15 protein-coding genes are annotated in these 14,522 nt (G+C 35.9%); 4 read left to right on the top strand and 11 right to left on the bottom strand.

Annotated elements, in window-relative coordinates; translation table 11 throughout:
* Positions 1-223: 223 nt before the first annotated feature.
* Genes Q0947_RS00145 through Q0947_RS00135 form a run of 3 tightly spaced genes read right to left on the bottom strand, consistent with a single transcriptional unit; the run spans position 224 to position 2,237 of the window.
* Complete coding sequence (locus Q0947_RS00145) at positions 224-1,207, bottom strand: ATP-binding protein (protein WP_299389862.1); 984 nt, start codon at positions 1,205-1,207, stop codon at positions 224-226.
* 24 nt (positions 1,208-1,231) lie between these two features.
* Positions 1,232-1,432, bottom strand: a complete 201-nt coding sequence (locus Q0947_RS00140) for a PAS domain-containing protein (RefSeq protein WP_299392712.1) — start codon at positions 1,430-1,432, stop codon at positions 1,232-1,234.
* Entirely contained in the window at positions 1,428-2,237 is an 810-nt protein-coding gene (locus tag Q0947_RS00135; RefSeq protein WP_299389859.1) for an alpha/beta hydrolase, read from the bottom strand. Before Q0947_RS00135 ends, Q0947_RS00140 begins: the two co-directional genes overlap by 5 nt.
* Positions 2,238-2,476: 239 nt before the next feature.
* Between Q0947_RS00135 and Q0947_RS00130 the strand changes: the two genes are divergently transcribed.
* Entirely contained in the window at positions 2,477-3,160 is a 684-nt protein-coding gene (locus Q0947_RS00130) for an ATP-binding cassette domain-containing protein (RefSeq protein WP_299389856.1), read from the top strand.
* Here the strand turns inward: Q0947_RS00130 and Q0947_RS00125 are convergent.
* Complete coding sequence (locus Q0947_RS00125) at positions 3,157-4,749, bottom strand: hypothetical protein (protein WP_299389853.1); 1,593 nt, start codon at positions 4,747-4,749, stop codon at positions 3,157-3,159. The two genes, Q0947_RS00130 and Q0947_RS00125, sit on opposite strands and share 4 nt — an antisense overlap.
* A 166-nt stretch (positions 4,750-4,915) precedes the next feature.
* Here Q0947_RS00125 and Q0947_RS00120 point away from each other — a divergent pair, with 166 nt between their 5' ends.
* Together Q0947_RS00120 and Q0947_RS00115 are read left to right on the top strand one after the other, a co-directional pair.
* Positions 4,916-5,806 (top strand): glycosyltransferase, encoded by an 891-nt coding sequence (locus tag Q0947_RS00120; RefSeq protein WP_299389850.1) that lies wholly within the window; start codon positions 4,916-4,918, stop codon positions 5,804-5,806.
* On the top strand, positions 5,803-6,738 hold the full coding sequence (locus Q0947_RS00115; protein ID WP_299389846.1) for a glycosyltransferase family 2 protein: 936 nt from the start codon (positions 5,803-5,805) through the stop codon (positions 6,736-6,738). The genes Q0947_RS00120 and Q0947_RS00115 overlap by 4 nt, the downstream gene beginning before the upstream one ends.
* Here Q0947_RS00115 and Q0947_RS00110 read toward each other — a convergent pair.
* Positions 6,721-7,116, bottom strand: coding sequence for an FdtA/QdtA family cupin domain-containing protein (locus tag Q0947_RS00110; protein WP_299389843.1), 396 nt, complete (start codon positions 7,114-7,116; stop codon positions 6,721-6,723). The two genes, Q0947_RS00115 and Q0947_RS00110, sit on opposite strands and share 18 nt — an antisense overlap.
* On the bottom strand, positions 7,106-7,948 hold the full coding sequence (locus Q0947_RS00105) for a glycosyltransferase family A protein (protein WP_299389840.1): 843 nt from the start codon (positions 7,946-7,948) through the stop codon (positions 7,106-7,108). Before Q0947_RS00105 ends, Q0947_RS00110 begins: the two co-directional genes overlap by 11 nt.
* A 56-nt stretch (positions 7,949-8,004) precedes the next feature.
* Here Q0947_RS00105 and Q0947_RS00100 point away from each other — a divergent pair, with 56 nt between their 5' ends.
* On the top strand, positions 8,005-9,144 hold the full coding sequence (locus Q0947_RS00100) for a glycosyltransferase (RefSeq protein WP_299389837.1): 1,140 nt from the start codon (positions 8,005-8,007) through the stop codon (positions 9,142-9,144).
* On the opposite strand, the gene Q0947_RS00095 is transcribed toward Q0947_RS00100, so the two are convergent.
* The 5 genes from Q0947_RS00095 to Q0947_RS00075 are packed head-to-tail and all read right to left on the bottom strand — an operon-like array spanning position 9,141 to position 14,447.
* Positions 9,141-9,716 carry an acyltransferase gene (locus Q0947_RS00095; RefSeq protein ID WP_299389833.1) on the bottom strand — a complete coding sequence of 192 codons (576 nt, stop codon included), beginning with the start codon at positions 9,714-9,716 and terminating at the stop codon, positions 9,141-9,143. The two genes, Q0947_RS00100 and Q0947_RS00095, sit on opposite strands and share 4 nt — an antisense overlap.
* Positions 9,713-11,011 (bottom strand): O-antigen translocase, encoded by a 1,299-nt coding sequence (locus Q0947_RS00090; RefSeq protein ID WP_299389830.1) that lies wholly within the window; start codon positions 11,009-11,011, stop codon positions 9,713-9,715. Before Q0947_RS00090 ends, Q0947_RS00095 begins: the two co-directional genes overlap by 4 nt.
* A 24-nt stretch (positions 11,012-11,035) precedes the next feature.
* Positions 11,036-12,340, bottom strand: coding sequence for an O-antigen translocase (locus Q0947_RS00085; RefSeq protein ID WP_299389827.1), 1,305 nt, complete (start codon positions 12,338-12,340; stop codon positions 11,036-11,038).
* A complete protein-coding gene (locus tag Q0947_RS00080) occupies positions 12,340-13,440 on the bottom strand; it encodes a DegT/DnrJ/EryC1/StrS family aminotransferase (protein ID WP_299389825.1) in 1,101 nt (366 codons plus the stop codon). The genes Q0947_RS00085 and Q0947_RS00080 overlap by 1 nt, the downstream gene beginning before the upstream one ends.
* Positions 13,437-14,447, bottom strand: a complete 1,011-nt coding sequence (locus Q0947_RS00075) for a GNAT family N-acetyltransferase (RefSeq protein ID WP_299389823.1) — start codon at positions 14,445-14,447, stop codon at positions 13,437-13,439. Before Q0947_RS00075 ends, Q0947_RS00080 begins: the two co-directional genes overlap by 4 nt.
* Positions 14,448-14,522: the final 75 nt, after the last annotated feature.

Below are 14,522 nucleotides of genomic sequence, written 5' to 3'. Positions count from 1 at the left end.
AATCTATAACGAAGGAAAAATCGTTTAATTATACACGGAGTTATTAAAAAGAGGAGTTTAATACTAAGTACTAATTATGAACACTATACACGATGATAAAAGAGCCGACACTACTTCATAATATGCACTAATTTCATCAATTGATGCTATAAGGACTTAGTCAGATTATACTTATTTTTTTGTCTTGTGAAGTTAATGCGTAGATGGAATGCTTGAATTGGGATTAATGAGAAGGTTGTTTCATTGGAAGGATGATTGTATAACGCACACCCTTACATTTTGTTGAATCTGCAGTTATAATTCCCGAATGTTTTTCAACAATTTGCTTGCAATACGCCAAACCGATATTAATCTTATTGAACTGAACACATTTTTCAATAATTTCAGAAAATTTAGTCCTAAAACCTGTGCTATTGTCGGTATAAGTGATTTTTATGAATTTATCATAATGATATTGATCGGAAAGTTCCAAGAAGGAATTTTTTACGGTTTCGATGGCAGAGATATCGATTTTCAAGATGGGAGCGTCAGGATTTCTTTCTTTATGGGAGTTTTTCAACAACTCTTTAAAAAGGCGCATCAGTAACCGATTATCCGCAAAAAAACTAAGGTCTTTTTCTGGATAAGTGATGACCAGCCGTTCAGCATTTTGGAGTTGCGAATCGACAATAGCGTCATTTATAACCTCCGATAATGATATCTCAGTGTAATTCAACTCCATATTGTCAAGCTCCTTAAAATGCAGTAATGTCAACAACATATCGCTCATGTTACTATTAAAGCTGATAATCCTATGCAACTGTTCCACTACCGCTTGTGGCAACGCTTTCCCTTTTGTCAATATATAATTGCTCGAAAATATCGATTTACGCTCCTGCAAGTCATGCGCAATGAGTTTAAATACTTCCTGCTGTTGCTCCTTTAATGAATTAACCTTTCTGTATTGGGATTCTAAAATTTTCTGATGTGCAACTAAAGCATTTTTCGCTTTTATGAGCTCAGCATTTTCATTCAAGGCTTCTTCAGCTATCTTTTTCGCTTCCAATAGTTCTTTTTCAAACCGGTTACGATTGGCTATTTCCATTCCACCACAAACTATTTCTGTCATGGTAGCGGTTTGCTTAACCTCAACATTTAACAAAACAGGGACATGGGCATCCTTGGCACCCTTAAATACCAAATAAATTTCACGAACGGATTTTTGCATTTTTATGAGTGGATAAAAATGCGTCTAATAAAATATTTTACTGCCAATGGTGAGCAATTCTTCCAATGGCCGTCCTATCGCCTCATCGGTCTCTAATCCGAGTTTTTGACGCATTTCAGCATTCATTTTGATAATCTTTCCACTTTCAGAAAGTGAAAACAAAATGCACGGAATGTCGTCATAAACGGTTTCCCAAGAATTAGGATTGGTATCGTCGTGTTTAATGAGGTTGTTGGTTTAAGAATTCCTGAATAAGTTCAATAGTCTCTTGCGGATGACTCATATGTGGACAGTGACCAGTTGCCTCCATTTTTTGATAGGTACTTCCTTTAATTTGTTGGTGCACATATATACCTACTTCATCTGGTGCAATGGCATCATCAGAACATTGTAGCACTAAACAAGGAAGCTGTAAATTGGAAATATCCTCTCGATTATCTGAAAAAAATGTGACCTCAGCGAATTTACGCGTAATAACCGGATCCGTAGAACAAAAACTTTCTTCGAGTTCTTTGGTCAATTCTGGTCTATCGTCATTTTTCATCACTACAGGCGCTAAAAAGTTAGCCCATCCTATGTAATTACTATCCATTACATCTAACAGACCTTCGAGATCTTCTTGAGAAAATCCGCCTAAATAATCCACATCATTAATATATCGTGCTGAAGGTCCGATGAAAATCATGCTCGAAAAAATGTGCGGTTGTTCAATTGCAGCAAGGGCTCCAATCATGGCACTGACACTATGCCCAACAAATATGGCATCTTCTATTTCAAGCGCTTTACATACATCCAATACATCTTGCGCATACCCTTCTAAATTGGAATAACGCTCAACATTGTAAGCAGAAATATCAGATTTTCCACAACCCACATAATCAAAAAGAACAATTTTATAATCATCCTCAAATGCAGGCGTAACAAAGCGCCACATGTTTTGGTCACAACCAAATCCATGAGCAAACACTATCGTTTTGTCACCTTTCCCCTTAATAATCACGTTGTTGCGCGAAACGATATCCTGTGTCATAACTTTTTTTCCAAAGTTAAATAAAGTATGGTAATAAATATTCATTACACTAATAATTCGATAATTTCCATGTTAAGCGTTTGACAAAAATTAATTAAGAACAACATTATGAGTATGTTACAAATATGAATTTATTCTAACAGCAGCATATATGAGGGTTTACGCAAGCGCCTCGCAAAAATTTGATATTTGATTATTTTAATAATACATTTACAACTCTTAAAAACTCACGTACAAAAATGTCTCAAACTGTTTTAGAATTAAAGGATGTCTCCATATATCAAGGGGACAGCATGGTGTTATCTGAAGTGAATGTAGAAATGCAAAAGGGTGATTTTGTATATCTTATTGGAAAAACAGGAAGCGGAAAAAGTAGTTTTATGAAAACGCTTTATGGCGATTTACAATTGACAGAAGGTGAAGGCCATATTGTAGATTTCGATTTGAGAACATTAAAAGAGAAAGACATTCCATTTTTACGACGCAAATTGGGCGTTGTTTTTCAAGATTTTAAATTGTTACCAGACAGAACGGTGAATGGTAATTTGGAATTTGTTTTAAAAGCTACGGGCTGGAAGGACAAAAACGAAATTAAAGATCGTATTGAAAAAGTATTAGATAAGGTGGCGATGAAAACCAAAGGCTTTAAATATCCGCACGAATTATCTGGTGGTGAGCAGCAACGTATTGCAATTGCAAGAGCACTTTTAAACGATCCTGAACTTATTTTGGCCGATGAGCCAACGGGTAATTTAGATCCGCAGACAAGTATTGAAGTTATGGAAGTGTTACGTGAAATCAACAAAAACGGTAATACTATTTTGATGGCCACTCATGATTATGCCCTTCTTTTACGTTACCCAAGCAAGACCTTAAAATGTGACGAAAACAAGGTGTTTGAAGTGGTCCAGCGTAAAGGTTAAATCCCTATCCAATCTAATAAGCGCTCCAATAATGGTTTTGTCGCCTCATTAGATTCTTCATTTTGAAATTCGACGATAAATACACCGAAATTCGATGAAGTCTTTTGTGCAGTAGCATTCAATGGACTTTCGTAGGTCGTTAAATCCATTGGGAATTCGATAATCTGATTGGCATTTATAGTTCCTGATGCGATAATTTTCGATCTATTTTCTGCATCATATATTTTATAAGCTTTCTTCTTATCTACATTATACTTTGAAAAATCGACAGCAACATTCTTTCCTTGCTTGTCAAAAAGCACTACCGTAAAGCGATTCTTCCGATCAGCACTAGGCGTAACAGCCAAAATTGGCTCTAAGTCAAATTTACTATTGTGTTCCCATTGGCTATTTTTATCCAGTTTCTGACCAGCTTGCCACTCCTGAAGTGTATACAATGTGTTATTATCTATACGGAATGCCTTTGACTTTTTGGTATAAAAACGGTTGTTATCAAAATTCCAATTTGAAGTGTATGTCATTTCCTCTTTATTTAAAGCGACATATCCGGAGTACACAATGTTGTTTTTAAAGGTTAAAGATTTTACGTGAAGCAGTCTTAAGGCATTATTCCTACCAATAATTACATTGTTCTGAACTAAAACATCTTCTATTGGAGCGCTACTTCTAAAGCCTAACGTTAAAGAAGCCGCATCACCGTTAATTTCATTGTTTACAAAATCAGTATTATGGTAAAATACATTATCTAGTACTTTAATATTTTTAGCGATATTAATCCCATTCCGATCATCAGTGGCGATTATTAGATTATCGCGAGAATTTCCAGAAATCGCACCACTATTAAAAATGACATTATTTTTTAAGGTGATATTTTTAACAAACTCAAAATCTTTCCGTTTCCCAGCGGACCACACTTCGATGCCTTTGTAGTAATTATTATAGATGATATTGTTGCGAATTATCCGAGTCTGATCACTCTGATTCTGAACATACATGCCCTCACCTGCGCCTTTGCCAGTTTTAGCAACATACCCATTAAAATAAATAAAACAATCCTCTATAATAGTTCCGGCCGTATGTTTCCATGAGCCAAAACCTAATCCCGGATTATTATAAATTTTTAAATTAATGAATTTGCAGTTTTCACCAGTAGTATGCGAGATGCCTTCGCAAGCCTGAAAATCAGTATCCCGTTCATCTCTTGAAAATTCGCCCAACCAGGTAATTTCAAAATCCCTAAAAATCACCTGTCCTCCTTTTACTTGAAGGACGCCGTTACTTGTGGACTTTACATTACCGTTCAGAACCACTTTTTCATTATTATATGGCATGACTGTAATATATTGGTTCGGTTTAGTGCTTTTGATGGTGCTCACAAAACGACCAGTATAAATGCCTTCATGCAACCAAATTGTGTCTCCTCCATTAACAACATCCGTTTTTTGACTCAAGGCAGTTTGTAAATCCCATGGCATTGAAAGACTACCATCTCCTGAAGATTTCCCATCAGGAAACACATGGAATTCTTGTTGTGCGTTCACGAAGAAACTAAAAAAAAGCCCGAAAAGTAATACGTAAAGTGTTCTCATAATTTTAAAAATACAATTACTGTACCGTTTTAATTTAACCTTTTACTAGATAAGCAATCCCATAAGAAACTTTCAATCCACGCTCCTTTTTAATATTCATTTTTTAAACGAAGTTTCACGAAAGCATTCTCTATAAAAAATGTATTTTTAAATTTAATTTAAAGGAATGATTTCAGTTTTAATCCCAGTATACAACTGCGCCATTGTATCGCTTGTGAATACACTTCACCAGCAATTGAGTGCTGCAAAGTTGCCGTTTGAGATTATTGCCTGGGACGATTGTTCTGACAGTCAATTTACTGCAGAAAATTCACAAATTGAGACCTTACCCTTTACTTCTTTTGAAAAGTCCACTGTCAATCGCGGCAGAATTCAAACCCGACAACTTCTAAGTGAAAAGGCCAATTATGATTGGTTATTGTTTTTAGATGCTGACGTCATCCCTAAAAATTCTGATTTCATACAAAGCTATATAGAGGTCATCAATGGAAATCAGGATGCAATTTACGGTGGATTCGCCTATGAAGAGAAATCACCACAACGCGATTATACTTTAAGATGGACTCACGGAACAGCGAAAGAACAGGTTGATGCAGCCATAAGAAATCAAAAACCGTATAAAATTGTCATCTCAGGAAATTTCCTGATAAAAAAAGAAGTGTTCGTAGCCTTAAATTCTCAAATAAAAGGCCAAAATTATGGGTACGATAATTATTTCGGAGCCTTGCTGAAGGAACAGGGTTATAAAATCAAACACATTAACAATGAAGTCTATCATTTAGGAATTGATACAAATGCAGTCTATTTGAAAAAGACGGAACACGCAGTTGACACATTATTAACACTGTTTAAAAACAAGCAAATCACAAAAAGCGACAACGACCTTCTGAAAACCTTTAAATTATTGAAAAGCTTCAAATTGAATTATGTAATAGCCTTTCTTTTCAATCGACTAAAGCCGCAATTAACCACTAACCTCCTAAGTTCAAGCCCTTCCATTACGCGTTTGCAATTTTACAAATTGGGGTATATGTGCTCTAAAGACATTCAAAAATGACTCCCTATTTTTCCATCATCATTCCGCTTTACAATAAAGAAACGCACATTAAATCCACCATAGAAAGTGTTTTGGCTCAAACATTTCAGGATTTTGAAGTGATTGTAGTTAACGATGGTTCATCGGATGCCAGCAAAAGCGTTTTAGCTTCATTTTATGACGACAGAATCTACTATTATGAGCAAGAAAACCAAGGAGTTTCCGCCACTAGAAATCTGGCTATTTCTAAGGCAAAAGGCGCCTATATTGCACTGTTGGATGCTGATGATCTTTGGAAACCTACGTATTTGGAAACCATTTATCAACTCATCCAATCATTTCCCGAACAACATGTTTTTGCCACGTCAGTGTTGATAGAAACGCCAAACGATGTGATTCCGTCAGTATATTCTATTGATAGTTTAAAAGAAAATGACGTTTATGTGGTGGACTATTTTGAATCCAGTACTATCAATTCGCTGCTGACAAGTTCTAGTGTGGTTTTGCATAAAAGTGTATTTGAAAAGATCGGCACTTATAATACGTCTATAAAAAAAGGAGAGGATACTGATTTATGGATTAGGATAGGTATTCACTACAAAACTGTGTTCAAAAATCAAGCGTTGGTAACTTACCGATATCAAAAACAAAGTCTTTCTAACAGCGCAATGCAATTAAAAGACAAACCTGCACTTGACAACTATGTGCAGTTTGAAGCGACCAATCCGGGTTTAAAAAAGTTCATGGATTTAAATCGGTTCTCGATGGCCATGTTGGCAAAGCTTGAAAACGACTCTCGTAGTTTTGAGAACTTTGAAAAAGCTATTGATTACGTAAACTTAAATAAGAAACAGCAATTTCTGTTAAAGCAACCTGCATTCAGCATAAAACTATTGCATAAATTTAAAGGGCTTTTGCAACACTTAGGTATTCATTTAAGTGCTTTTAAATGATTTAAACTGATCGTAATCTCTGATATAATCGGCTTCCTCAAACGTACCCGAAGCTAAAACCAAGCAGACGGCACCCGAAGAAAAATTTTCGAGTTCACGCCAAGTTTTCGTCGGAATCAAAAGTCCTTTATTAGGCTTATTCAACATGACTGTATGTTTTTCAACACCATCATCCAAAATCACATCAAAACTACCACTCAAGGCCACTAAAAATTCCGATTGCTCTTTATGCGCATGTCCACCGCGATAGGAATCGCTAGGCACATCATATAAATAATACACGCGCTTAATATCAAAAGGAATACAATCGTGTTCGATGACCGATAAATTGCCGCGTCTGTCTTCTATTTTGGGTATGTCTATGAGTTTAAATGTCATGTGTTCGATCTATTTCTCCGGTTTGCTTCAATCTTTTATATGCTTGAATGCCTTTCAGGCCGATTTGGTATTTATTTAAAACCTCCTTGGTAGCAATGTAATTATGGCGCCAAATAAAAAGAATATATTTTGGCAACCAAAAATAACTCAAATTCCCATGAAATCGTTGTTGCAAGGCGGCTTTCGAAAACACCGCATTATCACTTCCCATTAATCGCCCGGAACTTTCATTAGGGTGCTGTACAATGGTTCTAGACACGTGCACCATAGTGAGACCTTTATCAAAAGCATTACGAAGAAACACATACTCTTCTCCTCCTTTAAATGTTGCGCCAAATCCGAAATGCGCGTTATAATAAACCTGATGGCGATGATTAGCCTCTCGTTTAAATGAAATCACCCACGTATAGATTTTCTGGAGCGTCTTTTTTGAATGCCTTCCTTCCGGTCCATAATTGGTATAAGGTTTTCTGTGCTCATCTACAGCTTCAAAAGACACCATTGCAGCATCCGGATGTTTTAAATGTGCATCTAAAACTATGGTTTTTAAATTTGGTTGATACACAATATCATCATCCGCCATCAAACAAATATCAGCAGAAGCATTTTTAATGGCCAGATTTCTACTTTTCGGAACGCCAAACTCAAAGCAATTAATCACTTTTATGTGCTCAAAATCGGAAACCAATTGTTTGTCAGGGGTCGTTTGGTTGACGATTAAAATCTTAAAATCTGTATGGTTATTGTGTTTGAACATGTCCCATAAAAAATCTAAGGACTCCCGATTCATGGTGGCCACAAGGATTTCTATACTTGGTAACTTAATGTTCATTATTAACCTTAAAACAGTTAGTATTAATTATTTTTGAAAACAAATGTAATTGTTTTATGCGGATTCTATTGGTGGGCGAATACAGCCGACTTCACAACTCCTTAAAGGAAGGCTTGATGGTCTTAGGTCATGAGGTGGTATTGATGGGTAATAAAGACGGTTTTAAAGATTATCCGGTAGATATTTACATCAACCATTCGTTTCAAAACAAATTTTTGCACAAATTTAAAGTTGGTATTTATAAACTTTTTGGAATCGATTTAGGCAGCATTGAAATCGCCTATAAGGTAAAAAAGAAACTAAGCTCCTTACCACCGTTTGATGTGGTGCAACTTATCAATGAATCATCATTTACCATTCAGCCTAAAGCAGAATTAAAGCTACTCCAGTTTTTAAAAACTAAAACTGATAAACTGTTTGTCCTTTCGTGTAGTTATGATCATTCGAGTGTAAAATACATGCTCAACAATGGCTTTACTTACAGCGCCATGACGCCTTATTTAAACGATAGGTCTTTAAATGACCATTATAAATTCAAGCTTCAATATTTAAATAAAGACTTTACGGCATTACACCAGTTCATTTTAGATCATACCAATGGAATCATTGCCACAGATATGGATTACCATTTGCCATTGGTGGGAAAACCTAATTACCGCGGACTCATTCCAAACCCTATCAATACCGATAAAATCGACTATTTGCCGATAGAACTCAATGGTAAAATAAAAATCTTTCATGGGATTAATTCGCACGCAGCACTTACAAAAGGAAATGCCTATTTTACTGAAGCTTTAAAAATTATTGAGGAGCGCTATCCCGATAAAGTAGCCATAATTTCCACCACCAATATTCCCTATAATGACTATATCCAACGCTATAACGACTGCCATATTCTGTTGGATATGGTCTATGCGTATGACCAAGGATATAATGCGCTTGAGGCAATGGCGAAAGGCAAAGTGGTATTTACGGGTGCTGAACAAGAATGGCTGGATTATTATAATTTAGAGGAAGATTCTGTCGCCATTAATGCATTACCTGACGTTGCCTATTTAGTTGAAAAACTGAGTTGGCTGATTGAACATCCCGAAAAAATAAGCGCAATTTCTTTGCAAGCGAGAGCTTTTATTGAAAAGGATCATCATTACAAATCCATTGCACAACAGTATCTGAAAACCTGGACAAAACACTAAGTTAATGTCCTAAGTAGTTTTGCCGGATTTCCGCCAATGACCACATTGGCAGGAAAACTTTGCGTCACTATAGATCCAGCTGCCACTATACTATTTTCTCCAATAGAAACGCCTTTTAAAATGGTGACATTATTCCCGATGAATACATTGTTTGCGATGTTAACTTTTTTAGGATTTGGATCAGATTGATTACGATTTGCGATGCCCAAATCATGGAAATTACTGTCATAAATGGTACAGTTCAATCCGATAAGCACATCGTCACCAATAGTTATAGCATCTTCTGAAACCACCGTAAATTGATTATTAATGCTCACGTTGTTCCCAAAAGTAATAGCCGATTGTTCCGTACGCGCCTCAATATAGGCGTAGGTATTGTAATACATGGGCGAATCGGCCACTCCAAATTTCACATTAGTCCCAAACGTGATGCTGCCATTTCCTTTGCAAATGACTGGCTGAATATCCCTAAACGTTCCGCTGATACGTTCATTTGTAGATACCCATCTGTAAAACAGTTTTCTGAAATAATGCACCGACGCTACGAGTTTTAATTTAAATGCCTTCATCATATGTCAAAATTTTGGCGACTAAATAACAGTTTTTTAAAGACGATTACAATCACAATCGTATGAAGGGCGAAGTTAACAAAATGAGCAATAACAGCACCTTCAACACCATATAGATCAATAAAATAAATACTGGCGAGATACAACGTGATGATTGAAAATAGTTCGATGCCGATATAATAGAGCACCATCTTTTTTGCGATAAGTTGATAGGCTATTACTGAAGAGATGACTTTCAGGAAATCGCCCAAGAGTTGCCATTTAAAAAGATGCGCTACAGGTTGAAATTCGTCCGTAAACAGCACCTGAATAATAAATGATCTTAAAACATAAATAACAATCAAGGCCACTGCAAAAATTGGAATCACCGTTTTATAAAAGTGAACGACTTCCTTCCTAAACACCACTGAAGTTTTGATTTCTGAAAAGCGAGGCAATATATACAGCGCGAGCAAAGAACTCACAAACATTAAATAATAATTCGAAATTCGCCTTATGGCTTCCCAGAATCCAGCATCCTTTAAACTGACATGATCTATTAAATAATTCCTGATAAGCACAAAAACAAGCGGCATTACAGCGGCGGTAAATAAAGCCATTAAAGAATATGAACTTAAATTCTTAAGAATCTTCAAATTCACGCTTGAGAGTCTGACAGTTTTAAAAAAATCAATACTATCAAAAAAACTGAATAAGGTCACAAAAAACAAGAGTCCAGGAATTACAACTGATGCCACTAAAGCGCCGTCTAAATGTGCTTTCCAGATTAACAACAAGGTCATGGCAAGCCCAAATAATTGACCGTAAATATTGATTTTAACAACGGTTTTATATTTTGACAACCCGTTGATGATGGCAATCAGCACACTATTTAGAGCCGTAAAAGGCAGTGCAAAAGCGAGCAATTTTATAACATACACATAGGATTGCTCAGTACCAAAAACCCAATGACTTAGAGGTTCTGCTAACACGAAAAAAAGCGAAGAAACAACAACTGACGTAATTAAAACTGTTGTTAAAACAGTACCAACAGCTTGCTTGAGTTTTGTATCGTCCTTTTTGAATTCGGCTACATATTTCACAACCCCATTGGAAAACCCTAATGTGGCAAAGGACTCCGTGGTGGTGAGAAAGTTTCTTAAATTCCCAATCAATGCCAATCCTTCAGCGCCAATAAATACCGCAATCGCTTTTGAGGTTATAAACCCAGCAATGACTCTAATTAATACGGCTACAGAATTAAATGAGGCTATTTTGAGAAGTAGGTTGCTATTTATGTGATGTAGAATTCGTTTCAAAAGCCCTATGTATTTTGATCCTTGTTAATCCTCATCTGAAATAGGAATTACTCCAAAAAGTGAACTTCCGAAGATCAACAAAATAATACCATAATGCATCACATAACTCACAAAATGCCCGATAACGGCTCCTTTCACACCAAAAATATCTATCAAATAAATACTTGATAAATACATCACCACCACCAAAAAGACTTCAATAATTATAAAGTGGGTAAACATTTTTTTAGCGATAAATTGATAGGCAATTACAATGGAAAGCACTTTTACAAAATCGCCCAGGAGTTGCCATAAAAACAATTCCTCCGTAGGTTGAAACGCTTCAGAAAAAATCAACTCAACCAAAAATGATCGCAACACATAAATGATCACCAATCCGATAGCGAAAATTGGAATCGATGTTTTATAAAAGCTAAACACTTCTTTCCTGAACTCCTGCTTACTGTCTATCTCACTAAATCTCGGTAAAAAATACAGTGTCATCAAGGAGTTGATAAACATGAGATAATAATCTGAAATTCGTTGCATGGCTTCCCAATGTCCAGCTTCCTTGATGCCTACTTCATCAATAATATAATTCCTAATAAAAATGGAAACCATAGGAATTGCAACGGCGGTCACCAACCCCATAACTGCAAAGGGACCAAATTTCTTCAGAACCCTTAAATTAACGTTGGATAGTTTAATTGAAGATGCCAAACTGCGTTGGTTAACAAACCCTACAAACGTAATCAGCAAAATGAGCGATGGCGCAATGACAGCGGCAACCAATGCACCGTCAATATTATTCTGATATATTAAAAGCAAGGTTACGGCCAGCCCCATAAACTGTCCTATAATATTAATAATGAGCAGGATTTTATACTTAGAAAATCCATTCATTATAGCAAAACTAAACATGTTTAAGGCATAAAATGGCAATGCCACAGCCATTATTTGAATAACATAGGAATAGTTATAGTTGTTCGAAAACAAGAATTGATTAATGTATTTGGCATTATAATAACTCAAAAATGCAATCAGAAGTGTTGAAGCAAATCCCAAATAATACGCTGTAGATAAGGTTTCACTCAATTTGAAGGCATCATTTTTAACTTCTGCTATGGACTTTACAAATCCATTATAAAACCCTAAAATTGAAAATGTTTGGATTGCGCCCAAAAAATTTCGCAAGTTTCCTATCAATGCCATACCCTCCACCCCAATAAAAACAGCAATTGCTTTGGAGGTCAAAATACCCGCAACAATTTTGGTAATGATAGTCATGGTGTTAAGATTGGCCACCTTAAACAACACATGATCATTAATATAACTGTTAATTCTATTCATTAATAGGCATTTATTATTTCAATAACTTTGGAAACTTCATCATCAGTCAATACCGGATTTATAGGAATGCTGATTACCGTGTTGTGAATATAGTCAGTTATGGGCAAATTATAATTTTGAAATGCTTTCAATGCGTTTTGACGATGTGGCGCAATTGGATAATGAATCAAATATTCGACCTTTTGCGATTCAAGGTAATGCGCAAATTCCGATCGATTTTCAACCCTCACCACAAAAACATGGAACACATGATCTTTAGTGCCACTATAGAACGGCAGAGTGATTTTTTTATTTTTAACCTCAGTAAGATAACGTTGCGCAATCTGTTGTCGTTGGGAATTATCAGCATCAAGAAATTTCAATTTCACATTTAAAAATGCAGCTTGAAGTCCATCCAACCGACTATTCACGCCGATAATTTCATTCTCATATTTTTTGGAGCTTCCATAATTACGCATCAATTTAAGTGTTTCTGCTAAACTGCTATCATTGGTGGTAACCGCACCACCATCTCCCAAAGCACCTAAATTTTTACTTGGATAAAAACTAAATGCAGCCGCATCTGATAAATTTCCTGCTTTCAAATTAGCATTATCAATCGCACCATGGGCTTGTGCCGCATCTTCAACAACTAATAATCCGTGCGACTGTGCAATACTATTTACCGCTTTCATATTGGCTAATTGACCGTACAAATGCACCACCAATATGGCTTTCGTTTTCTTTGTGATGTTCTTTTCTAGTTCTAATGGTGAAAGATTATAGGTTTCCAAATCAGGTTCCACAAGAATAGGTTGTAATCCAGCATTAATTATTGAAAGGATTGAGGCAATATACGTGTTGGCAGGAACGAGGACTTCATCATTGGGTTGTAATCTCCCTAACTGTATAAAGGAATTAAAAATTAGGGTAAGGGCATCCAACCCATTGGCAGTCCCAATGCAATAATTGGTGCCACAATAAGCTGCAAAATCAGATTCAAATTGTGCGACTTCATTGCCCAAAATATAATGCCCTGTATCTAAAAACCGTTTGAACAGTTCCTGAAATTCAGGTTCAAATCGTGCATTGATTTTATGTAGGTCGAGAAACTTTATCATAACAACACCGCATCTAACTTTGGGTGATTTTTTGTCTCAATTTTATAAAAATCCTGCGTCATGGTTCGGGCGCCAAACCCTTCTTTCCAAAATTGGAGTCCGTGGTTGATCGTTTTCCCATAATTATCATTAGATGGGCCAAAATCGAAATAACGCTTGTCAGCATACACTTCAGTAATCAGATACCTATGCAGCGCATCTAAACTTCCTAAAATGTTTTTGTCCGAATTCCCAGAAATATATTGGCAATGTGCCACTTGAGCTGTTTCAAAAATAGTAGCACCGGCAACAATTCGCTCCTCATGATACACATTAAATTGCTTGATGTTATTTGGAAATTTTTCCTTTAAATATAGAATTTCATCAAGGGAATGAACAGGGTCCGCATTATATTTTTTGTTCAAATTAGGCTTCAAAATGGAATTCCAAAACGCCTCAAAATTGTCATCATTTGTAATTAATAAGTCATGTTGTTGTCCACGTTTAACACCTTCCCGCCTACTCTTTGAAAACTTTAATTTATTGTGATTGTCAATAACCGATAACACATTTCGTCTTTCCAATTGAGCTTCCAAAATAAAATTCAGATATTGGACTTCTTGAGAGGGAATCTGATGATAAATGGAAGGAATCTCTTTAATGTGAAGTGATGCAATGTGTTCATTTGATAAATATTTCAAGAGCGATTGAAAACATTTTAGAACAGTTTTGAATTTAACATCTGATGCTAAAATCAATCCGCCATAGGTCAAGCCTTGATGGGAATAAAGGGCATCACCTACCCTATTTGCCGGAAATAAACCCACGATTTCATCTTTCTCAAAAACCATTAATGAAAAATCCTCAAACCGATCCTTATGATATTCCATAAAATCGCGCTGAAATAAGAACGTACCATTCTTGCTTTTGGATACAAATATATCCCAAGCCGACTTGAATTTTGGTTGATAGCGTTCAACTGAAAACTCTTTCAAACACAATGGTGGTTGTAAAATAGAATCATTCATATGGACATCCAAATTACAATATTTTTAGTGAGAGTTTAAAAATTGCCACTAATTATTACACCATCATACGGCAAT

Source organism: uncultured Gelidibacter sp. (assembly GCF_947500795.1).
Taxonomy (GTDB): Bacteria; Bacteroidota; Bacteroidia; order Flavobacteriales; family Flavobacteriaceae; genus Gelidibacter.
The sequence above is the reverse complement of the archived record's forward strand: the minus strand, read 5'-3'. Positions and strand labels throughout refer to the sequence as shown.

Bases quoted from the DNA above. Each gene is read 5' to 3' on its own strand.
- Q0947_RS00120 (WP_299389850.1), top strand. From the start codon at position 4,916: ATGATTTCAGTTTTAATCCCAGTATACAACTGCGCCATTGTATCGCTT.
- Q0947_RS00145 (WP_299389862.1), bottom strand. From the start codon at position 1,207: ATGCAAAAATCCGTTCGTGAAATTTATTTGGTATTTAAGGGTGCCAAG.
- Q0947_RS00110 (WP_299389843.1), bottom strand. From the start codon at position 7,116: ATGACATTTAAACTCATAGACATACCCAAAATAGAAGACAGACGCGGC.
- Q0947_RS00075 (WP_299389823.1), bottom strand. From the start codon at position 14,447: ATGAATGATTCTATTTTACAACCACCATTGTGTTTGAAAGAGTTTTCA.
- Q0947_RS00080 (WP_299389825.1), bottom strand. From the start codon at position 13,440: ATGATAAAGTTTCTCGACCTACATAAAATCAATGCACGATTTGAACCT.
- Q0947_RS00105 (WP_299389840.1), bottom strand. From the start codon at position 7,948: ATGAACATTAAGTTACCAAGTATAGAAATCCTTGTGGCCACCATGAAT.
- Q0947_RS00125 (WP_299389853.1), bottom strand. From the start codon at position 4,749: ATGAGAACACTTTACGTATTACTTTTCGGGCTTTTTTTTAGTTTCTTC.
- Q0947_RS00135 (WP_299389859.1), bottom strand. From the start codon at position 2,237: ATGACACAGGATATCGTTTCGCGCAACAACGTGATTATTAAGGGGAAA.
- Q0947_RS00100 (WP_299389837.1), top strand. From the start codon at position 8,005: ATGCGGATTCTATTGGTGGGCGAATACAGCCGACTTCACAACTCCTTA.
- Q0947_RS00095 (WP_299389833.1), bottom strand. From the start codon at position 9,716: ATGATGAAGGCATTTAAATTAAAACTCGTAGCGTCGGTGCATTATTTC.
- Q0947_RS00130 (WP_299389856.1), top strand. From the start codon at position 2,477: ATGTCTCAAACTGTTTTAGAATTAAAGGATGTCTCCATATATCAAGGG.
- Q0947_RS00085 (WP_299389827.1), bottom strand. From the start codon at position 12,340: ATGAATAGAATTAACAGTTATATTAATGATCATGTGTTGTTTAAGGTG.
- Q0947_RS00115 (WP_299389846.1), top strand. From the start codon at position 5,803: ATGACTCCCTATTTTTCCATCATCATTCCGCTTTACAATAAAGAAACG.